The organism is Polaromonas sp. 39-63-25, assembly GCF_002278925.1.
In the GTDB taxonomy this organism is placed as follows: Bacteria; Pseudomonadota; Gammaproteobacteria; order Burkholderiales; family Burkholderiaceae_C; genus Polaromonas.
In genome coordinates this window covers 13,916-34,654 of sequence record NZ_NCJH01000029.1, presented here as the reverse complement: position 1 = coordinate 34,654, position 20,739 = coordinate 13,916, and the positions used below count along the sequence as shown (strand labels likewise).

General features: G+C 58.6%; 21 protein-coding genes and 1 pseudogene. 2 read left to right on the top strand and 20 right to left on the bottom strand.

Going from position 1 to position 20,739, the window contains the following annotated elements; all coding sequences use genetic code 11:
• The 7 genes and pseudogenes from B7X65_RS22425 to B7X65_RS22395 all read right to left on the bottom strand — a co-directional run.
• On the bottom strand, window positions 1-1,091 hold a 1,091-nt coding region (locus tag B7X65_RS22425; protein ID WP_293596461.1), incomplete at its 3' end, for an IS66 family transposase.
• A 52-nt stretch (window positions 1,092-1,143) separates the two neighbouring features.
• A complete protein-coding gene (gene tnpB / locus B7X65_RS22420; protein WP_293596460.1) occupies window positions 1,144-1,491 on the bottom strand; it encodes an IS66 family insertion sequence element accessory protein TnpB in 348 nt (115 codons plus the stop codon).
• Window positions 1,488-1,841 (bottom strand): annotated as a pseudogene (locus tag B7X65_RS22415) (transposase); the annotation flags it as partial. The pseudogene B7X65_RS22415 and the gene tnpB, both read right to left, overlap by 4 nt.
• 46 nt (window positions 1,842-1,887) lie before the next feature.
• Window positions 1,888-2,640: a PRTRC system ThiF family protein gene (locus B7X65_RS22410; protein WP_293596459.1), complete on the bottom strand. Its 753-nt coding sequence runs from the start codon at window positions 2,638-2,640 to the stop codon at window positions 1,888-1,890.
• Complete coding sequence (locus B7X65_RS22405; RefSeq protein ID WP_293596458.1) at window positions 2,637-3,257, bottom strand: PRTRC system protein A; 621 nt, start codon at window positions 3,255-3,257, stop codon at window positions 2,637-2,639. The genes B7X65_RS22410 and B7X65_RS22405 overlap by 4 nt, the downstream gene beginning before the upstream one ends.
• Window positions 3,257-4,036, bottom strand: coding sequence for a PRTRC system protein B (locus B7X65_RS22400; RefSeq protein ID WP_096670144.1), 780 nt, complete (start codon window positions 4,034-4,036; stop codon window positions 3,257-3,259). The genes B7X65_RS22405 and B7X65_RS22400 overlap by 1 nt, the downstream gene beginning before the upstream one ends.
• 1 nt (window position 4,037) lies before the next feature.
• On the bottom strand, window positions 4,038-5,153 hold the full coding sequence (locus B7X65_RS22395; protein ID WP_293596457.1) for a PRTRC system protein F: 1,116 nt from the start codon (window positions 5,151-5,153) through the stop codon (window positions 4,038-4,040).
• Between the two features lie 223 nt (window positions 5,154-5,376).
• Between B7X65_RS22395 and B7X65_RS22390 the strand changes: the two genes are divergently transcribed.
• On the top strand, window positions 5,377-5,592 hold the full coding sequence (locus B7X65_RS22390; RefSeq protein WP_096670140.1) for a hypothetical protein: 216 nt from the start codon (window positions 5,377-5,379) through the stop codon (window positions 5,590-5,592).
• A gap of 174 nt (window positions 5,593-5,766) precedes the next feature.
• Here B7X65_RS22390 and B7X65_RS22385 read toward each other — a convergent pair whose 3' ends face one another.
• The 13 genes from B7X65_RS22385 to B7X65_RS22325 all read right to left on the bottom strand — a co-directional run bounded on the left by B7X65_RS22385 (window position 5,767) and on the right by B7X65_RS22325 (window position 19,413).
• A complete protein-coding gene (locus tag B7X65_RS22385; protein ID WP_293596456.1) occupies window positions 5,767-6,621 on the bottom strand; it encodes a hypothetical protein in 855 nt (284 codons plus the stop codon).
• 528 nt (window positions 6,622-7,149) lie between these two features.
• Complete coding sequence (locus B7X65_RS22380; RefSeq protein WP_293596455.1) at window positions 7,150-8,772, bottom strand: hypothetical protein; 1,623 nt, start codon at window positions 8,770-8,772, stop codon at window positions 7,150-7,152.
• Window positions 8,773-8,863: 91 nt separating this feature from the next.
• Window positions 8,864-9,340, bottom strand: coding sequence for a hypothetical protein (locus B7X65_RS22375; RefSeq protein WP_293596454.1), 477 nt, complete (start codon window positions 9,338-9,340; stop codon window positions 8,864-8,866).
• 265 nt (window positions 9,341-9,605) lie between these two features.
• Window positions 9,606-10,007: a PRTRC system protein C gene (locus tag B7X65_RS22370; protein WP_096670132.1), complete on the bottom strand. Its 402-nt coding sequence runs from the start codon at window positions 10,005-10,007 to the stop codon at window positions 9,606-9,608.
• 7 nt (window positions 10,008-10,014) lie between these two features.
• On the bottom strand, window positions 10,015-10,539 hold the full coding sequence (locus tag B7X65_RS22365) for a PRTRC system protein E (protein ID WP_096670130.1): 525 nt from the start codon (window positions 10,537-10,539) through the stop codon (window positions 10,015-10,017).
• 90 nt (window positions 10,540-10,629) lie between these two features.
• Window positions 10,630-12,420: a PRTRC system ParB family protein gene (locus B7X65_RS22360; protein ID WP_293596453.1), complete on the bottom strand. Its 1,791-nt coding sequence runs from the start codon at window positions 12,418-12,420 to the stop codon at window positions 10,630-10,632.
• A gap of 212 nt (window positions 12,421-12,632) precedes the next feature.
• Window positions 12,633-13,724 carry a competence protein CoiA family protein gene (locus B7X65_RS22355; RefSeq protein ID WP_293596452.1) on the bottom strand — a complete coding sequence of 364 codons (1,092 nt, stop codon included), beginning with the start codon at window positions 13,722-13,724 and terminating at the stop codon, window positions 12,633-12,635.
• Between the two features lie 47 nt (window positions 13,725-13,771).
• On the bottom strand, window positions 13,772-15,040 hold the full coding sequence (locus tag B7X65_RS22350) for a conjugal transfer protein TraB (protein WP_293596451.1): 1,269 nt from the start codon (window positions 15,038-15,040) through the stop codon (window positions 13,772-13,774).
• Window positions 15,037-15,888 (bottom strand): hypothetical protein, encoded by an 852-nt coding sequence (locus B7X65_RS22345; protein WP_096670121.1) that lies wholly within the window; start codon window positions 15,886-15,888, stop codon window positions 15,037-15,039. The genes B7X65_RS22350 and B7X65_RS22345 overlap by 4 nt, the downstream gene beginning before the upstream one ends.
• Before the next feature lie 5 nt (window positions 15,889-15,893).
• The gene (locus B7X65_RS22340) at window positions 15,894-16,304 is read right to left on the bottom strand and encodes a polymer-forming cytoskeletal protein (RefSeq protein WP_096670190.1); all 411 of its coding nucleotides are present in this window, start codon (window positions 16,302-16,304) and stop codon (window positions 15,894-15,896) included.
• A 2-nt stretch (window positions 16,305-16,306) separates the two neighbouring features.
• Window positions 16,307-17,290, bottom strand: coding sequence for a hypothetical protein (locus B7X65_RS22335; protein WP_176491397.1), 984 nt, complete (start codon window positions 17,288-17,290; stop codon window positions 16,307-16,309).
• 3 nt (window positions 17,291-17,293) lie between these two features.
• Window positions 17,294-18,322, bottom strand: coding sequence for a hypothetical protein (locus B7X65_RS22330; RefSeq protein WP_293596450.1), 1,029 nt, complete (start codon window positions 18,320-18,322; stop codon window positions 17,294-17,296).
• A 77-nt stretch (window positions 18,323-18,399) separates the two neighbouring features.
• The gene (locus B7X65_RS22325; RefSeq protein WP_096670115.1) at window positions 18,400-19,413 is read right to left on the bottom strand and encodes a hypothetical protein; all 1,014 of its coding nucleotides are present in this window, start codon (window positions 19,411-19,413) and stop codon (window positions 18,400-18,402) included.
• 191 nt (window positions 19,414-19,604) lie between these two features.
• Here B7X65_RS22325 and B7X65_RS22320 point away from each other — a divergent pair, with 191 nt between their 5' ends.
• On the top strand, window positions 19,605-20,549 hold the full coding sequence (locus tag B7X65_RS22320; protein ID WP_293596449.1) for a PD-(D/E)XK nuclease-like domain-containing protein: 945 nt from the start codon (window positions 19,605-19,607) through the stop codon (window positions 20,547-20,549).
• The last annotated feature ends 190 nt before the right edge of the window (window positions 20,550-20,739 follow it).

The window sequence follows — 20,739 nt, the reverse complement described above, 5'->3', positions numbered from 1 at the left end:
GTCCCGGTCAACCTGTGCTGGCGTTCGTGGATGTCCCACACCTTTCGTCGCGCGTGGCTCCAGCATGCAGCCTCCACGATCCGGCCACTTTCATACAGTGGGTGATAGCCCGCGAACGCATCGGCTTGCAGGATGCCCGAGAAGTTTCTCAAATGCCGCGCCGGGTGCTCACCTCGCCGGTTGGCCGAGTATTGGAACCACACGGCCGGCGCGGCCGTGTCGGCACTGGCCCGGTCATCACGCACATAAACCCACAGCCGGCCTGTGCGCGCCTTGCTGCCCGCACCCCCGAGCACCCGGATAGGCGTGTCATCGCCATGGATCTTGTCCGCACGCAGAACGTAGCGTCCGATGGCTTCGGCCAGCGGCGTCAGCAGACGCGCCGCCTGGCCCACCCAGTCCGTCAAGGTCGATCGCTGCAGGTCCACACCTTCGCGTGCATAGATCTGGCACTGCCGGTACAGAGGCGTGTGGTCGGCGTACTTGCCCACCAACACATGGGCGAGCAGTCCGGCGCCGGCCATCCCTCGGTCAATCGGGCGGCTGACCGCCGGCGCCTGCTTGATCGTGCTGCAACCGGCACAGGCCAGCTTCGGACGAACGTGGCGCACGACGTGGAAGCTGCCGGGCTCGTAGTCCAACACCTCCGAGACGTCCTGGCCGATTTCGCGCAGGCCGCTGCCGCAGGCCTCGCAGGTGCAGCCACCCTGCGGCGTGTGCACCACGGTGCGCCGCGGCAGGTGCTCGGGCAACTCGCGCAATCCCGGGCGCTGTTTGGCCTGACGCTTCTTGCGGCCTTCCTCGATGGACGTGACGTTGGACTTGTCTTGCCCTTCAGCCTCGGTGTTGAGCGTCGGCGCATCTGCCGGCTGCGCGACCTGGCCACCCACCAGTTCAAGCTGTGCATGCTCTAGCTGCTCGCTGGAGCGTCCATATTTCATGCGCCGCAAATAGGCCACCTCGACCTTGAGCTTGTCGATAGTCAGCAACGCGATCTTCAGCGCCTCCTGCGAACGCTGCACTTCACCGCTGAGTGCAGCGTTGCCGGCAAGAAGTTCCTCGAAGGTCATGCCCATGACTGTGCACGTCATGCCACACACTCACAATAGGAGATGTCCTGTCAACGAATACAGCTCGATTTTTCTACGCCGCCGCGCGTGGCTGCCAGGTGCGTTCCGGTCGACGCCAGTCGATGCCCTCCAGTAGCATGGACAGCTGTGCAGCACTAAGCGCCACGCTGCCGGACTCGGCCTGCGGCCAGACGAAACGGCCACGCTCCAGGCGCTTGGCGAGCAGGCACATGCCGTCGCCGTCGCTCCACAGTAGTTTGACCAGGTCGCCGCGGCGTCCGCGGAAGATGAAGATGTGACCGGAGTACGGGTCTTCGCTCAGGGCCGTTTGCACCTTGACCGCCAAGGTATTGAAGCCGCAGCGCATGTCCGTCACGCCAGCGGCCAGCCACACCCGCGTGCCCGCGCGTGGGCCGATCATGCCGTCTGGCGCAGCGCGCGCAGGATGCTGCACAGGCTCGCTTCGTCTACTGCACCGCGCAGGCACAGCCGCGCGCCGGCAACCTCCAGTTCAATGGTGCCTGCGCGTTCCGCTCTGGCAGCAACAGGTGCGGCGCTGACCACCATCGGCGCCCCGGATTCGGCAGACTTGCCCGCTGGGGTTTGCTCAAGGCATACCGGCAGCAGCACCGCAGACTTCGCAGCAGCGGCACCCACACCCGAGCGCTGCCGGTTTCGCCGCCACTTGAACACCAAGTTCGCATTGACGCCGTGTTCCAGCGCGATAGCGGCTACGGAAGCACCAGGCTGCTCACATAGCCTGAGAAGTTTGCGTTTGAAGTTTCGTTTAGGTGCACACCATCCGGGTTCGCACTCTTCACTTCACATGTTGCCCGGTCACGCCGGCTTCGACAAGAACGGCCTTCGTCGGACTATTACTGTCAACTTCCCCCTTTGTGAAGAGATTCCACAACAGGTTGCCGGCAAAGTCAGCCAGCGTTGGATTGATAAACAGGCTCTGCTTCTCCAGCGCTTCCGCCAATGAGCAGGATGGCGTATCGTCAGAATCCTCGAATGCAGGATCGATGAGTTCCGGGTAGAGCTCGCCTACATGAGGTAGCCTCAACTTGTCCTCACCCACCTTTCGGCGGCTGCTGACTTGTCCGAGGACGACCTGGCCGTCTGCTCGCCTGTTTCCCATGTCCATCCAGTAGCGGAGTCCGCTCATGGTGTTCTCCAGTCCCCGGAGGATTCCGAGCCGGGCTGCCCGGTTATCGACTGCGCCGATCACGATGTCGTAGGCAGACAGATTACTCTGCGTGTCCAGCTTTGCAACGCAACTTGCCCAGACCGCATCTTCCAGCGCCATGTTTGCCCTTGTCACGAGGATGTCGGCCTTGTATGCGCCTACGTCGCCCGGATAGAACGCCTGTCGGCCAATGTTGGCCGGCGAGACTGTGTCAGGATCCACCACCACAACGTCGAAGCCGTGTGGGTGCCCTTTCGCCTTGAGCGCCTTGTGCAGGCACACCAGCTTCTCCAGCATCCTGCTTCCCGTTCCGCCCGCGCCGACCAAAAGGATCTTCACGGGCTTCGTCAGCAGGGCTGATTGCAGACTGTGTTTCATCATTCCAAAACCTCCAGAGTTCCGTCGGCGGCCATTGTGGCCGCCCATGTTTTTCCAAGCAGATTCAGACGCATCACTGTCGTCGGCGTTCCCGTGTTCAGGTTGCCGATCACACCACTGAATTTCATTGAACCTGCGTCATCCGCATCATCCCGTTCGGAAAAATGCGCGTCAAATTGCCCATGGCTATGGAGGTCAAGAACCATAAATTCCCCTTCCTCCAAACTGACTTCCTTGTAATTTACGAACGCGTGCGCCGCTGAGAGGCTTTCGCGAACCGCATATCGCCAGCCACCGGTGACCTGATTCCAAATCATTGCCGCTGCCATCTCGTAGGGACTGGCGGCGGTGGCGTCGCGAACGAACTTCTGGCGCAGATCCTTGGGGATCGGGCCGCAAAACAGCTCAATCTCCGCATGCAGTGCCCCGTAGGGCAGCGGCACATCGCACGCAGCAATCGGGTGAATGCTGCGAATCCAGGGAAGCGTGATCTCACGCCAAAGTCCATCCTTGGCTACGATGTGCCGCGATCCTGGCTTCGCCCCTGCCTCCAGGCTGGAGAAGCGCGGCGCGGAAACAACTGGAAATGCGGCCTGAACCACCTGATCCATCGTCTCCATCAAAACTCTCCCTGCGCAGTCATCTTGGACACCCGCGCGGTGAAATCCGGCGCCAGCAGATCCCCTACCTTGAGGTCGACCTTCACCAGCTTCTTAGTGGGAAACGACTTCGTAGGCCTGGCGATCATCTTGTTCCAAAACACTGCTGGATCCTCACCGAGAATCAACCGGTCCTTTTCAGTGAAGTTCGGGTGGGTAAACCGGGAGCCGAACAGGAATTTCTCCCACTCCCTGGTTTCGCCCTTCTTCCCGTCGACAGGCGCCACAGCATTGCCGTGGCAAACCTGCCCACTCGCCCAAACATTGAACAGCGGCGCCTGAAACAAGGGGGTCTCCTGCGTTGGCATACCATCCCCCTCAAACGCGTAGACGTACAGGCTGGTGCCTGTCGCCTGCCACACCATTCCCGGCACTGGGCACATCGCCTGACCCTTGAAGGACCTGGTGTTGTGCTTTGATGCCGAAAAGAACATGGCCCGCTTCATCGGTGGCGTCCACCAGATCATGCGTCCCAGGCCCTTGGCCAACACGCTGTGATCCTGCCATTCAACTTGCGGCCGGCTTTTCGGAGCAAGCTGAGCGACGAGCGACGCAAAGTCTTCTTCCGTCATTGGGCGCCCTGCTTCGATTTGCGGCCGCTGCTGATCAGTGCTGACTGCGTGTATCGTTGCAAAGGCGTTCGACTGGCGTCCGTACACCGAATCGAGGTTCTGTCGGTAGAGCAGGATCGCCCCGGAGATTTCAAACTGACTTCCAGTTACCAAAACACTTGTTTTCATATCATTGTTCCTCTGCGAACGGGAAACACGAGACCAGCAAGGCCATCGCATTCCATCGTTCTAAGTAAGCCCGAAGATCACGGGCCAAATTTTTGATTTCTTTGCTTGAGGCATCGAGAGGAACCCAGGCCATTCCCTGGTACTCGTAGGCTGTCCCATTTTCATAGGCCCCCCTCTCCGAGTGCTCAATCATCTCAAGCAGCATGTCGGTCTCTTCCCAGGCGACGATGCACACCGCCCCGACCTGTTCGGGGTAGTCGCCAAAGTCCTCTCCGTCCTCAGGGTCAACCTCTTCGCCCGACCAGCTGAACGCCCGGGCCTTGTCCTTTTTGAACAACTTGTCCAGCGCGATAGCGGCCTGGACGCATTTGGCAAATCCGGGATCAAGAGCGATTCCAGCAAGCGCCGCTTCTGCATGCTTGCTTACGAAAGCCCTGCGTCTGCCCGCCTCGCTGCTATCTGTCCAGCCAAGCAGGTGCTTGTGCCCATCAACCTGCCGCAGCACGTCGGACGGGAGATACGCATAGTCATCCCGGTAGGCCTCAATGAGCATGGGAATATCTTCGGCCTTTGGGCCGCTGCCATGTTCCTCATTGAAGAGGTTCTTGGCAAACTCCTCGTCGCTTTCAGCTTCGAAAAGATAGCTCTGCGACTGATACCCAACGAGGTGGCAGTCATAGACGTTCATGCCGTGCCCCGCGGCCCGTCCAAGTACATCCATCACATACCAGCCGAGGCCGGGCATTTTCGATTCCAAGGCGGTAATGACCGGCTTTGCCTGAACAATGACGAGATTGGGACTCGACGCAATTCGCGCCTCCAGCCGCTTGTTCGATACAACGATTTCGAGGTTGCCCGCGAGGAACTGGTTCGATTCCGGCGCCATCGTCGCGTTGTAGTAGTTCCCCCATTGCTGGTGAACTACCTCTTCAATCGAAACGAAATCGCCACCAGGCAGCGGTAGGCCGATCGCTTCGGCGGCAAGTGCAAACTTAGCCAGTACCTGGTGCTTGACGGATTCCTTTCCCAGACGCGCCGGAATATCCGTAGCGATCTGGGGGAGCACAAATCTTCCAGGGCTTGTCAGCCGTGGGCGCTCCAAAAGACTGTTTTTCATGGAGTTCCTTATGAACAGGAACCCATGCCCAGCGGGATGAGTTCCCGAGGGTGAATGAGATGCGCACTCTGCAGTGAGCAGGCGCGCGAAAGGCATGAAGCCAAACACCCCAAATCTAGCTGATTTCCAGACGAAGTGCAAAAGTTGACGGCCAAAAAAAATCCGCCTCTCAGAGAGGCGGATTCGCGGGTTTGTTCGGGAAATTCAGGGTCTGAACAGTCACATGGACGCTTCAGACCTGGTAGTGCTTTCGAACCAGCAGCCGGCGAACGGCATACGGTTGCCCGAGGGTGACCTCAACGGGAGCGGCGACAACCAAGTTTCGAAGCGCAGCAGAGCGAACGCGTGCGCTGTAGCCCTTGTCCAGGATGATCCGGACAAGGTGGTGGATCGGCAACACACCTGTGGCGCGGAGATGGCCAAAGAATGCCTGGCGTGACCTGCTGAGCAGGTGATAGTTTGAGCGAGATGACAAGGCGACTCCAGAAGGATGGCCCTGCGCCCTAAAGGAGCAGGGCTCGTGAAGGGAATTTGCGTGAAGCTCCAGTTGTCGCATCAGGCAGTGGCCCTACCCCTTTTCAGGGTAGAGCCACGACCTATGCAAATCAACCGGTCAGGCTTCTTCTGGCTGGGCCAGCTTCCGCTTTTTCGGCGCCGGCTTGATCATCGCGACCGCGGCGAGCATCCAGCGGCCGTCATCAATGCCGTCGATGAGCACCTCGCCCAGCTGGTTGAAGTACACGTTTTCGAGCACCAGGGGACCGGAGCCACTGTCGGGGGTGAGCCTGACTGCGTAGACGTCCATTGCCCGGTCATACGAAATTTCGACCTGGCCCTTGTGCTTTTCAGTGCTCACAGACATCCGGATCGCCGGGGGACTTGACGCACTTTCGCTTTCCGCCGGATCGTTGAAGGTCAGACCCGTGGCGTTGGCGTCAATCAGCACGTTCACGACTGCGCGCAGCCCGTTCGAAACTGGCATGCGTTCGAGCTGGGTTATCAAGTCACGCAGGTAGGGATTGCGTATCTCGGTGTAGGCGTCAGCAAAACGGTCGTTTATTCCCAGGTACCGGCCCTCCCATTTGACGGGAAACAGGCTGGCCGCACCGGTGAGCATGACGGTTCGGACCCCGCCCTCGGAAGGATCATCCGAGCCGTCGGCCTTGGTCCCGTCGAAGCGCTTGGGCTTGTAGAACGTCAGGCCGATCTTGTCGCCTTCAGCGACCGGCTGACCCAGCAACGCGTTCGACACGACGCAGAAGCAGCTTGCGGCGGTTTTCACGAGGGTGAACTCGTCACTGACTTCCGCAACCTTGCCTTCGCAGGGTGGCAGGAACGAGATGCCGCCGAGGGAATTGTGGCTGACCTCGCCCAAATACGAACTCCACTTGTAACGGCGGATGTTGCTGCCAAGATGTTTCGAAACGACGGTACGCAGCCAGATTTCAGCTTGTTGTTTGAGACTCATTTTCGGGATTCCTATAAGAAGAAAACCGAGAGCCTCAGCCCAACCGGGATGAGGATCCCGGTGGATTGATGTTGAAGGCCGAAACTAGTCCGGCGAAACTGGCATGGAGCCAATGACGATTGAATTGTGCCCCGGAGTGAACGTATTCGCAAATGATGGTGGTCTATGCGCCATCGGGGCCCAAAGGAGCGGGGGCGCGCCCGAGGCCACGTGGAGGCTGGGCACCTGACCGGCAGGGTGAAACCCACGAGAGGCGCCACGAACGCCCCTCGGGGGGATGCTCAGGAACAGTATTTCAAGAGAAACACACACAGCAGTGCTACAAGCCAAAATCTGAAATCGTTCATTTCTTTCCTTTTTTTCTGCCGGCATCTGGCCGACGCACACCTGCAAATCGAATCAGGCAAGACCTGTAGCGACCACTCTTTAAATGCATGAACGCTCGACCGCCAGACGGAGCATCGAGGCAGGCAAAAAAAACACCCAGGGCGCGAGCCTTGGGTGTTTTTGGTGCTGCTACAGCAGCAGTTAGACGGTCTCGGTCTGGCGATCAAGTACCAATTTCGCATAGTCGAGGGTCCCGTCATTCACACGCAACCGGTAGCTTTCCGAGGTCGCCGTGTTGCCGAGATAGTGGTGAGTTACCGCCCCAACCTTCCGGGTCCGCAACTGCAAGAACCCCCGGCTGACAATCAGCTCCACGAACTCTGCGCCCGTCATGATCTTGCCCTCAAACTTGTATTTCGTTGATGAGGCCTTCCATTTTGCATGGTCATCCGCGTTCTTTTTGCGCTTTGCCTCCGCAATGACCTCCCTCGCCGCATGACTTGCCTCCCGGCGGACCTTAAGTTCGGCCTCGGCCGCAGCCATCTGCTGCTCGGTGACGTGCCCGGCAAGTGCGAATATCGCCTTGCGCCGCTCTGCGGCCTTCACATTGCGCAACTTCGTTTGAAAGAAGGATTCGATAGCCTTCTTGCTGATGTCGTTCCCAGTGCCATCGAGCGTGTCCAGTAAGAATCCGATGTCCCCGGCCTCGATCGCCTTCGCCAGCCGATTGGCGTGGCAGTAGGTTGCCGTTCGCTCAGTGGAATCTGCCAGCAGGCGAGCAAAAGCAGCCTCGCGAAATGTCATGTTCCCGTCATCCAGAGCCTTCTGCACGCGGAGGTGTCCAGCTATTCGATGTTCGGCCACAAGCAGGTCTCGGACGGTCGCTGCGAACTCGTTGTGAGGCGTGCCAATGTCGCTCGCGCTCAACGAATCGTTCAAGGTGCGTACCTTAAGGATCCCGGCAAGGTAGAGCTCGTTGTCGACCTCAATGGGTCCTGCAGATGCCGGAAGTCTTGCGATCTGCTCAATTGCATGACTGGCCACTTCCTCGGTCAGGTTTGCAAGTCCATCGCCGCGCCAGTCCAACAATGTGACCAACTGCGCAAGTCGATCACGGCTTACCCTTCCGCGCAGGAAAGGCTTCGCCAACAGTGCCTCGAACCACGGATCCCGATACTGAACCTCTTCTCCCTGGTCCAGGTACTCGTCGATCACTGCCTGCGGAACTGGCTTGCCGGCCGCCAATGCGTACCCAACGTGTACCTCGTGGCGCGAGTTGGTATTTTCGCCGTCGTAGGTCGGGCCGTTGTGCCCGAAGCCCATCCGCCGCCTGAAAAGGTCGAGTCCGTAGTCAAGTGGTCCACACCGCTCTGCTCCAGCTGTCACGCAGGTCTGAGCCCTCTGGGTGGGTGATAGCCACGGAATGACCCCATAGAGGACACTCCCGAACGAGGTCAACGCGCCCCACTCGCCCTGCGTCATTTCCCACGGATGCTTGACGCGGCCATTCGTGTCCTTCCCGTATGGCTCAACTTCATCGAGGTACGCGTCAATCAAGGCCTGGCAATTCCCGTCCTCGGATGGCAAACGAATCCCAAGGTGATTGTGGGCCTGGACAATTTCACAGCATTCACCCGTTTTCAGGGTTGCTTTCGTGCTGCCAGTGAGACCCAGGATTCTTGCCTCGGGATCCCGACGCGTGCGGTTGAGTCCTACCATCATGTCGCCCAAGGTCGGATACGCCTCTGTGGCTCCACTTGCGAGACGGAGGGTGTAGTTCCCCTGCGGTTCGAAAGCCAGGTTAAAGCTAAACTGATCAGTCATTTTTGATTTCCATAGTGAAAAGGGGCCGGCACACAATGTGTGTCCGGCCCCTCAATTGGTTGTGTTGCGGGTGAAGATTCGACGTGTCAGGTCAAGTCAAAGCAGCCGCTTTCGCTTTTGTCTTCTTCGCAGGCTTCTGCGCACCGAGCACTTCTTCAAGTGCGGCCGTGAACAGGTCCGTCATGGTCCAGATTTCCAGCACGCTGTAACCCGCACGCAGACGACGGCCGGTGTCTTCGAAGAAACCGCGAGTCAAGAGGACGTCTCGCAGATGGGCGTTTTCGTCGCTCGTTTTGACGACGATCTCACCGTCCTGGCAACCACTGGGCTCCGCACTTTTCGTGAGAGTCACATACGGCGACCAGAAGCAAGGTTCCTCGTGGTCATTCGACCAGAGCTGCAGATGCAGCGGAGCGCCGCATTTGTAGCTACTTGCCTCGAAGACCAAAGTCACATCCTGGCCATTCAGGCCCGGCGCCGTGAATTTCAGGAATGTGCGTTTTTCGAACGGCACAGACGAGCGCGCCAGCTGAGCGCGAGTAGCAAGATCTTGGGTTGATGATTTCATGGGTTTTCCAATTGAAAGCGGAAACCCACGGACCCGCTGGGTGTGTGGATTCCCAGTGGGTAAAAGTAATGCGAAACAGGCTAGAGGCCTGCTCGCGGACTCGCAATGATGCGAAGACGAAAAGACTTTACTAAAGTTTGACCGGCCTGGCAAACGATCGAAGCCATTGAAAATTAGCAGGCAAAAAAAAAGCCACCTGACCCCATAAATGGGGCCAAGTGGCTTCTCGCTCTCAGAAATGCTGACGGATTTCAGATCCCGCCGTTTAGCCCCAGATCCCAAATGCCTGAGAGGGCATTTTGATCGGGCGGCCGACTTGCTTCGAAGTGACCACGCCAAAGCACGCGGCGTAAATCACTGCGCACGAGCCGGTCAAAACCGGCTCAATCACTTTCACGGTCGCGCCACCCTTGCCAGCGGCGAGATCGCGAACCTTGCCACGCAGGGTTGCACCCTGGTTGTTGGCACCCTTGTCGCCAACAGCGCGGAGGAACTTGTAGGTCGCTTCCTGCCCTTTGGTAACCGGGCCTTCGATGACCGAATTGTTGAGCTCCGGGTACTGGGTGGCGTAGAACTCGCGCACAGCATCAATGCTCAACGCAGGATTCGGGTCCACCAAGGCAATCCCGTTGTAGTTGAACTTGCGGACAATTTGGAGTACTTGCATGATCGCCTCACATGAACATGTTGGGAGTCTCGCCGGTTGCGCTGATCGGAAGATCAGGCGCGACGGGGGTGCTTTTCTCCGCAGCTGACGGGGACTCTGCTTCGTCCCCGCCTTCTGCGTTCTCGTCGTCGTCCATGTCCAGGAAGCCCGCCGCCGTGCGGTCGGTTTTGACTTCGTTGGTTTTTGCAGATGGCTTGGCACCGGCTGCACTCGTCGGCTTGACCTTGGAGGCCGCAGCTTTCACCACCTCTTTGGCAGCATCCTGCGCCTTGCCCATAACGGCATTTGCAACAGCGATCTGCTCATTGAGGTCTGCCGCTGATTGTGCGTAGGCTGCAAGAAAGCCCGGCACACCAGCGTCAAGTTCTTCAGCGGTCCCGATCAAGGCCTGCGCCGGCACGGAAATGCCGGTTTTGCCTGCCTCGACCTCGGGGATGATGTCCAGCTGCAGCTTGTCGCCATGCATGCGAACTGTCATCCGCATCACGATCCCGCTCGAAACCAGAGGGGCCAATTGTTGAAAAAGATTCATTGCATATCCTAAGAAAAGAATTGCGGATGAACTACCCCTCCGGGCAGAACACCCGCGAAGGTTTGTGTGATTGGTACGAAGCGAGGGCAGTTACCAGCGCATGAACGCCGGAATTTTCCCTACATACTCGAAACCTTCAATCGCCATGATGGCCTTGATGAAGTCGGCCTTGCCGCCGTTCTTCAGCTTTGCATATTCCTTGCCAACCGCCTTGTCCATCCCGAGTTCGATGCACACGGCGTCGATTTCGGTCTTGGTCAGCAGATCAAAAAACGCTGCGTTGATCTTCCAGTGGCTCTCGATCTGAATCCCCAAGGCCTTCAGAAATCCGACAACCGCCGTGATCTCCAGGCTGGTTGTGACCGCCGCTGGAATCTGAAACAACGCACTGCCAAGGGCCTTAACGTCCATGGCCAGGATCTCGCTGGTAAGTTGGAAAGCATCAAGTTTCCCAACGCTTCCCATTCCCGTTTCGCGTTCAATCGCCTCCACTGCTGCGTGCGAGTCGAGGGTGGACGGACGGTAGAGACACAGCGCGAGCAACAAGGCTCGGCTTTTCTCCACCGACAACTTCAACGCTCCACGATGGAATACGCCGCGCCAGATCTTCTCGCGAAATTCCTTCACTGCGTTCCGCGGCTCAGAAGAAGCAGCGACCTTCACGGTGGACGTTTTGGTCTTCTGCGATTGCTTCCGATCCTCGTTGGAACCCTGGCCTTCACCAGCGCTTCCCGGCGCGCGATCCGTCTTGGCGCTTGCGTCAATTGCAGCGCTTGCGGCGCTCTCGATCGAAGCAGCTGCAGCTTCCCGCGCGGCCTCCTCTGCCGCGGCACGGATGCCGACCTTGGTGTCAAGGCACGTCTTGTTGAAGCAGACATCCTTGAAGCTCATACCCAGCTTGTCCGGTACCCCTGAAATGCAGGCACCAAAGTCAGCACAGGTGCGACACGCGAGCGCCTGTTCAGCACCCACGCCAAGCTTGCCTTCGGCGCGCAAGGGATTGACCGTCAAGTTATCCCCTGGGCGGACAATCCGCACGACCTGGTAGGTCTCGGTCAACGCCATGCGGCGCGTTTCGAGTTCCTTCTCGGTCTTCTCACCGTAGCAAGCACCGTTTGTGCAGCGGGTACCTGAAAACGACGTGTCGAACAGGGCCTGCTGGTTGCCAGTATTGAACTTGCAGCCATTGCAATCGGCCTTGTCGAAGATCGCTGCCTCGAGCCCGAGCAGAACCTGTTCGGCCATGGCCTTCAGCTGTTCTACGGTGGGCATCACTGGCGCAGCCAGCAACTTCACGAGTACCTTTTCCTGCGCCTCGCGGGGCATGGCAGCAAGAATCTCGACATGGCCAAGGTGCAACTTCTCTTCAATGAAGGCGTCACGCACACTGTCCGTCGCATTCATGATCGCCAGTCGGCGATCGAGCAGCGGCCGTTTCCAACCGAGCCGGCGAGCGGTTTCGTCCTTGTCGCCATTCATTTCACCGAGGAGGCGGGTCGCCGCTTCGGCGTCTTCGATGGCGGTGGGGTCTTCGCGGTTGTAGTTCTCGCTCACCATCACCGCGATGGCTTCGGCGTTGGAGTACGTCTTGGCCTTGCCAAAAACCCGGTACTCCGGACCAAACACGCGGCTGATCGACATCGCACGGCGATGCCCGGCAAGGATCTGAAGGCCCCCCGTTTCGAGCTTCCTGAAGATCAGGCCCTGAAGTTGCCCGTTGCGTTTGATGTCCTCATCGAACGAGGCTTCCTTCGCTGCGTTGAGGCGGCGACGGTAGTTGAACCCGGAGATGAGTTCGCCAACAGCGATGTTTACGTCCTCGCCCTGATCGTGAACGACGGGCGATTCCTGGCCGATTGGCCGTTCCAGTACTTCTGTCATGGGTTTGTCTTTCTGAAAAGAAAAACGGGGACCCACGAATCCCAAGGGGATGTGAATCCCCGTATGGGTTGAAATGCGGCGTGCATTGCGCACGCGAGTCCTCAAAGTGAGGAGGCAATGGCATATTAGCAGCCGATCTGCCGCGCTGCAACAGATCTCGACCAGTCAGAAAGTGGCTTGCCCGCGAGTCGCGCCAGTCCTGAAAGCCCACCTCAGTTCTCAAAGGGGTCTGAAGTGAACTCCGCCAAGCTTCGGCCAGACTTCACGGTCGATGAAAGCGCGGCCAAAGCTTCCATGCCACGGAACACGTCATCCAAAACGAAAGCCTTGAGCTCCGGGTCGTATCGTCCCACTGCCGGCGGAAGGTCGTTTTCCCAACCGTTCCACTGGTAACCCGGAAACGGGATGACCACATACCTTCGATCAGAGCGCATGTAGCGTACCCACAACTTTGAATCGGGGAGCCTGTAGAACGTCAGCGTGCAACCCGGCGAACGGCCGGGCAGAGCATCCTCTGCCCCGCCCCCGGTGGGAGGGGGGCCGAACGCTGGACGAGGCCGCAGGAAAGCCTCTCCAGCACGGTTTCGCCTAGCTATGCCCGCCCACCGGCTGCCCGCCTCGATCGCCCTCTGATGAGCTAGCTTGTCGATCCTGGCCGCCTCAAGGCGATCTTGGGCATCAAGTTGCTCAATTGCGCGCTTCACCTGTGCTGCGCCTGCCGGCACGCGGATCCATTGCCAGGCAGCCGTTGCGCGAATTTGCGCCATCGCCGCTTCGAACGTCCGAAGGTGCTTGGGAGCTGGAATCGGGAACCGGCAAACGATCATTCCCGCGTCGCCCACCGCGACCGGCAACGCGGAAATCGGCGATTCAGTGGCTTCTACGGAAAGCTCAGCTATTTCCCCGTCCACCAGGTGAATGCGTGCAACGGTGGCCCCCTTCGGTGCATCCATCGCGAAGTCCACCCATCGCTCGAATTCAGGCTGCCAGGCCAGCTTTGCATCAGAATGCCCCAGCCTGCTTGGGCGACGAATCGTGACGTGGCATTCAGGCAGTTTCAGAACCGCCTTGCCAAGAATGTCCTCAATGGCGAGCCTGCGGATCAAATTTAGCGCGCCGGCATAGCACTCGGGATTTTCCTGTCTGGCAACGTGCGCAAAGTGCCACGTGAGTACTTCCCCCTGCTTGGCCACCAAAGGACTGCCGCAAACCCGACAAAAGCACCCACAGGCAGCGCCTTGAGCCACCTCGCCGATCAGTCGCGTCTCGCCGCTGACCGTGACGCCTGCAAAGATCTCACTCACATTGTTTCGGGTTCGCGAATTGAACTAGCCTTTTTACAGCCACAACTCTACCGCCTCTCAGGCTCCCCCTTGGCGACTTTCGGCCTATTTTCTGCCTTGATGAGTCGCTTCCCGAACAAGACAGCCATGCCCTCGCTGTGTCGGGACTGGATGGCCGCCGTTTCAGCGCTGCTGGACGCCCAAGTATTGGCCAGCACGATCACCATCTGATGATCGTCAAGGGCCTCATTTAGGAGGCTCAGAATCGGCATGTACTCCTCAAAGCAAAATATCACTCGCGCCTTGATGCCGCTGCGAAAGGGCAGGATGTTGCTGCTCCGCCAGTTCGTAAGGAAGCTACCCGTCGAATCCCACGGTTTCCACAGCGCTATCGGGACCGGTTGGCGCGTCAAGGCGGTCACGCTGCTCCCATCAGGGTAGAAGGCCAGTGCTGCAGTCTGGAAATTGCCGTCAGCGGTCGGCAAATCCGCCCCAATAACCACCGTCTGGCCGGCCCTTGCCGCATCGTCGAGGATGATTTCCTTGAGAATGGGATAGAGCGTTGGGTGATAGGTCTGCACGATACTTTCCGGGAATACGACGACTGACGCGACGTTCTCTTCCGACAGCGCCCGTGTCGTTTTCCCCATCCGCTCTACCCTATCGAGCATCTCGAAGGGATCTGAGGCCGCGCCCCAGCGGGTGCTCACGGCCACCATGTCATTGACGTACCGGTTTTCAATCTCATCGTGGAAATGCGACACAACAGCTAGGACGCCGGCCAGCCCCACGGCCGCGCCACGTACGTAGGCCATTGACCACCTCTTCGCCGTGACCACCGCCATGACGGCCGCAGGGACAAGGACGCTCAGCGCAACGCCAATCCACCCCCATCCGGGTGTGATGTACCCCCAAGCGACAACAGCATGCCCAGGCGATGACGCCGCCACCGGCGGAAGCAGAGTCACAACCCACGCTACTGCGACGGCAAGCGCCTTTCTCCAAGGCACCTCTGCAGCGGTCCAGGCAAGCGACCATGCGGCGCCCGCGATCAGTCCCACCAGAAGCCACAGCATCGATCCGATGATCAGACTGTTGTCGAACCATGCGGCGGCGAACGCCGGCAGTCCTCGCATAGTTCCAAGCACATATCCCATCGAGAGCGCGAACGCTCGGGCCCTTGAACCGGAAATGCCAACAGCCACGGGAAGCAGGGCCGCGAGAATGGGCGTTCTCCCCTCCCCCCAGGAGAGGTAACCAATCGCGGCCCCGGCAGCGGCAGCGAGCACTGGGCCTTGGAACCGCCGCGCCAGCTCAGCTAGTTGGATTTTCTTCATTTGGTGGGGGTGTGGTTCATCATTTCGGCTACACGGTGAATCAGGCGCAGCTGCAGGCTGCCTGACAGTGAGGGAGCATTGTGCTGAAGCGCCTGGAGCACGATGGCATTCCAGGCATACGCGTCCGAGCAATCGACTGGAAGGGCAATCGTGCGGGCCCCCTGAGAGATCTTCACAAAGTACTTGCTGCCTTGTTGCTCAATCCAAATCGATTTATTCCGCTCAGGCCCATGATTTTCAATAGCCAAGGGTCGGTCGAGAAGCCCAAGGAGAGCGCCCGCTACCATCGGCAGCTCACGGCGCATGAGTTGAAACGGGATCTTCCGCTCCCAGTCATACCCGCGACCAGCGGTGGCCACCGCCGCTTCAATAAGAACTGTACGCACCACATCCTCTTCGCCGGGCTGTTGTCTCAACGTGTCGAGCTCGATGGTCAACGCGGCTTTTGATGCGTAGATGTGGTGCTTTACACGCTTCGCCGGCACCGCGGTGCCGCTTCCAGCGTCGTCCAGCTGGCCGTTTTCCAGAAACTGGGGACGGTCAGGCCGTGGCTCGGTTGCATGGGACGGAACCGGCGCCGCACTCACCACGAGAGGCGTCTGCTCAAGATCAGGCGAAACTTTACGAGCCTTCTGTCCCGGCGCCTTGAGGGCCACTCGTACCCATTCGATGTCACCTGCCTCTTCTGTCCCTCGTTCGATAAGAGTTACGACGTTTAGAAGCCGCGCGCGGATTTCCTCGGTGCACTGCGCAACCGCGCCCTCCAATTCCTTCAAGTCCGGTACAGGGATTCCGCGTTGCTTCAGGACCTGGGCAATCCACCGATGGCTGACCACAACACTCTTCATGCGCGTCAACCTGCGTCCGGGAGCTTTGCTTTGGCGCGGCGGACCGTGCGGATGCGCCCGTCGACCTGAGCGCCGTCATAGGTTTTGATAGCGCCGGCGGTGATGTTCGCGCGAGCCTCCAATGTTTGCGCCATGAAAACAGCGCCACCCGCGATCAGTTCGCTGTGGTCCTTGCCCTCGGCTGGATGGATTTTGCCGAACAGGTAGGCATCGTCTTCGCACGTCACATCACCTGTGATGCTTCCATGCTCCATGAGAACGAGCGGCCCGCCACTTACCAGCACATTGCCGACAATAGTTCCCTCGATGAGAAGTCCGCCTTCGCTTTCCAGTTGCCCGATGAACTTGCTCCCGGGTGCAAGTCGGTTGATGATATTCATCCCAACGGGATCGATAATTATGGTTTCGTCGGTCATGTTCATTCCAGCCTGTATTCTTTTGCGTCCGTTTGGACCTTGCCATTGACTCTGTCGATTGCCTTCAGAACTTCGCCCGTGGGGAGCCTGTCGCCCACGGCAAACTTCTCAGGCAGCCGGGTCTTCACATTCGTAAAAAGAGCGAACTTGCCGTCCTGAGTCAAGGCGACAAGGCCGCTGCTTACGCTGCTAGATCCGCTTGTGGAAGCCTGCGGCTTTGGTAGCTGCCCTAAGGCCGGTGGTGGAGCAGTGGCCTTTTGCTGCGAGACCGCCTCGGGCAGCTTTGCCTTCGCGAATGGAACATCCGCGTCCAAGATCACTGCAGGACGGGCCTTTTCGTCCTTGGCATCCTCCTTTGGCACTACGGCAGGCGCCTGCTTGTGGGATGGGACGACTGGTGCCGCTTGCTGGGTCGGTCGCACGGCGGGCAATGCGGGGGCCTTGGCTGAAGTCACAGTGGGCAGCGGGGCAGACGGTACCTGCACCGGTCCCTTTGCGCTGGGCACTGGTGGCGCAAGCTCACGCGCGCTACTTTCTTCCTCCAACTGGCTATTACCCGGAAGCGGTGCCGATGGCGAGGCGCCTGGCAAGGGGTAAGGCGCATCCACGGACCTGACCGCCACGGGTGTCTCTGCAGGCGCGATGGAAGTCGCTACCGGTATGTCTTCCGCGCTATCGCGCTGCTGGAGGACGAAGCCCAGCGCCGTCCCCAAGAAGATGACTACCGCCGCAACTGGCAGCGCGTATGCGCGCAAGTGCCGGAAGGTACTCGCTCGCCTGGTCGCCGATATTTCGAGAACATCCACAGGCAGGAAGGTGAACTGGCGCGCCTTTTTTATAATGCTTGCGGAATTCTGCCAATGGCCGTCCTTCCAGCGTAGGGTTTTAGACAGGTCGGTTTGCGTGACCGCCTGGCCGACTGGGACACCCATAGCGAGTGTCATTGTCGGGCCCACTACTAGGCGCGTGATGTTTGGGTCGCTCATAGTCTATTGAGTAGGTGTTGATTGTTCCGCTGCCGGTGCGAGTCCAGCCTGCGCAAGGGAGGCCGAGATCAAATCGGCGGCTAAGTGGGGCGCAGAACTGCGCGCGTGCCTCTTAGTCAGCGGCGAGGAGACCGACTGGCTCCCCTTCCGCCGCTCCGCCTTGGGGATGGCAACGGGGGCGTAAAAATCTGAAATTTCATTGAAGTCGTCGAATGCCAGCGAGAGCTTGCTGTCGGCATCGCCGTTTTGGAGCTTCTCGTAAATAGCGTCTTGATCGGAAACGAGGCCGCATTCTTTTTCTTCGTCACGTTCCTTCTTCGCCTGTCGCATCACTTCGACTTCCGAGTTCCCATCCAAGGAGAGTTTGAAGACATCGAATGGCTCGAACGAGCTTGCCTCGTTGCTGGCTTGCCAGAGCGAGAGCTTGATGGGCACATGACGGAGGCCTCCAAAACGGCTTTCGATGAGCTCCAGCTGGGCACGGAGCGTCTTGTAGGCATTGAACGACGAGGTTCGAACCTCGAAGACGCTGAGCGCGTTCGCCTGCCCTTTGATCTGGACCGGCATCTTGACTTGGCGTCTGCAAGAAACAACCCCGGACTGAGCAAACTCGCAATCCTCCGAGCCGGCGCATGGCGCGTCCACAGTTACAGGCTGATTACCCTCGATAAGTGAGGTGCGCCTTGCATTGCAGCCATCACCGACACAGACCGGCCGACCTTCCCCGTCGAACGCCTGATACTTCACAGTCAATGCGTTGGCTGTTTTGTTGAAAAACATCCGAATCGGCACCTCAACCAACTTCCCTGCGGCCTTGTTCGCAGCCTCGCGTTCAAGCAACATCTTGCCTGCGGGGTGACTGGCCAGGCGCATGCGCTCGCCGTCGATTTCACTAGGAAGGCGAGTATGGTGGCGCGCCAGTATTTCGATCTCGCCCGTGAACTTCGTTTCGGTGGAGGCGGGATCGCTGGTCGTAGCCACGCGAATGAACCCCTCGTTGAACGGGCCAATGCTTAGTGATTTCATGTCCATTTGACTCTCCAGGAAAAATGCGCCAAGAGCGCGCGTTGCGAATAGTTGGGACTATCTCAACATGAAAGGGGTCGTTGTCAAGCAACCGCTGAGGGTGTTTGCATGGCGAGGTACTGGTCTTTGCTCATGTCAGCTGGCGTTTCCATGTTTGGAGCAATTCCTGCCAGGCCAATGGTGATGTCGTTCAACCCCTGCATGCCAATCTGGTGCATCCGAACCGTGAACTGGGTAAGCCGAACAGCGGAGTCAGCCAAGTGGAGGGTGAACTTCACCACGTCCGACGCGGCGATGGATTGCGAGACGGTCCATCCGAGAACCGGGAACATTGCGTGGAGTTTCATCAGCCAAAGGACGATGCCATCCGTAATAGCGAACTGGACCCGTTCAGGGGCCAGGACTAACGGCTCGCCCTCAAAGTCTCGCGAGCCACCGTGCGGAGCGTAGGGAGCCATTGCCTCGGCCGGCGAGGCTGCTAAGTACAAAGATGAACGGACAACGTCCTTGAGACGCTTGTCCATCAATGAATTCAGTTCCGGTATCTCCGGCCACTCCCCTTGCTTTTGGCAGGCGATAAGGACGAACCCGAGGCGAGGGGCCCGTTCTGGCAGCTCAATGGTCGTTGCGGGGAACTCAGTCGCCTGCCTCGATGACTCCGGAACCAACCTCTGGAGGTGTTGCCGAATCACTCGAGGGCGCCAGGTGGTTATCCAGTCCATCGGCAGGACTCCCTCGAAGATGACGATCCGGGTCTTTTTCCCGAACCAGTTGTTCAGGGCCGACTTGATAGTGTCCCGCGCCGATTTCCAGACGAGAGGTTCGTTGATGAGTTCGCACTCCGAGGGAACGATAACGGGCATCATGAACAATTCGCAATACACATCGATGTTCCTGTGCCTGTAGTGCAGCCGGCTGATGCTGTTGACCAATTCCTCATGCGCTTCCGCGTTGAGTTGCTGGGCATTCATGATTTTCCAGATCGCAGCCTCATCGGTGCACTTGATGGCAGTCTGGAGCGCAGCCCTCCACGTCTCAGGCAAAAGCTCAGGATTGAAGTCGATTTCAGCGGAGTTAGTCAATTTTTCTGGGGTCATTTTCTTGATTCTTAAAGTAGCGGCTGTCCTTACGTTAAAGCTATCACGCGAAGCGGCACCGTCAACCCCGCTCAACGCACGAATTTTCCGCTTTGTTCCGATATTTGAGGCCTTTCACACCCATCGAGCGTCTTGACAGATGGTGCGTCCGTGGTTTCATAGATCAAGCCCATCAATGGAGCAACCAAGACATGAACAAAGTATTCGACCTCACTTCATCCGCGGCACTGTTTGGCACGACAGACGAGCTGAGTCTCAACGTGACGGCAGGAGCTACCCCCTTCAGCCGCATGTACGCCGACATGACCTCTCATGCGTACCATGCGGACCGCGAGGTTCTGAGCTGCAGCATGCTCAAGCCACTTCTGATTTCGCCGGCGCATTTCCAGGCCAGCCTTCTGAATTTGCATTCATCAAGCAAAGCGAAAGATTTCGGAAGCCTCGTTCATGCGCTCGTGCTGGAGCCTCAACAGGTGGGCAACGAGATTGCTGTCTTTCCTGGACTGGCGGATGCACGCAACAAGGATTACAAGGCCTTTGAGGCCGCGAATCCGGCACGCCTGGTAATTGACGAACCCACGTTTCGCAAGGGCCTCCTCCTTGCCGAGAAAATCAAATATCGCCGTGTTCGCGGTCGCTTCTTTGGTGATTTTCTCGCGGAGGGGCAGGCGGAGGTGAGCATCTATTTTCAGGAGCCGACCACCGGACTGATGCTCAAGGTTCGGTTCGATCTGTACCACCCGGATATCAGCTTCGATTTGAAGACCACCCGGCACGCCACCAGCTCAGCGTTCTTGCGCGATGCGAACGACATGGGCTACGACTTCCAGGCGTTCATGTATACCTTCGGGCGCTCCCTTTATGAGGGTTCAGCTAGCGCAAAGCCGTTCGAATTCATTGCTGCTGAAAGTGATGAGCCGCATTCGATCCATGTCATCACCGGCGGCGAGAGCTTCATGAACAATGGCGCCAAGAAGTTCCAGGAGATTCTGTCGGTCTATTCGAGTTGCATGGCAGCCGAGTACTGGCCTGACTCTGGAGGCGATCTGGTCGCGGAGATTGATCACTGGCAGGCGTTCTCACCAAAGAATAACTGGAAGGCTGCATTGGCCACGAATGCCGCTGTACCGACGTAAAGCAAGGTCAACCGGGTTCAAGGCGCGACATCCTTGAACACATCCAGATACTTTTGCCGGAAGTCCCGCGCGCGTACAGTTCGCCCGGGACTATCGCCTTGGTCGGCAACGCCTTCTATCTGGTTCTTGTCCATCGGCTCATGATTTACGTTCCACGCTTCCTTCCCACACTCGGTCGCCCTCATGCAGT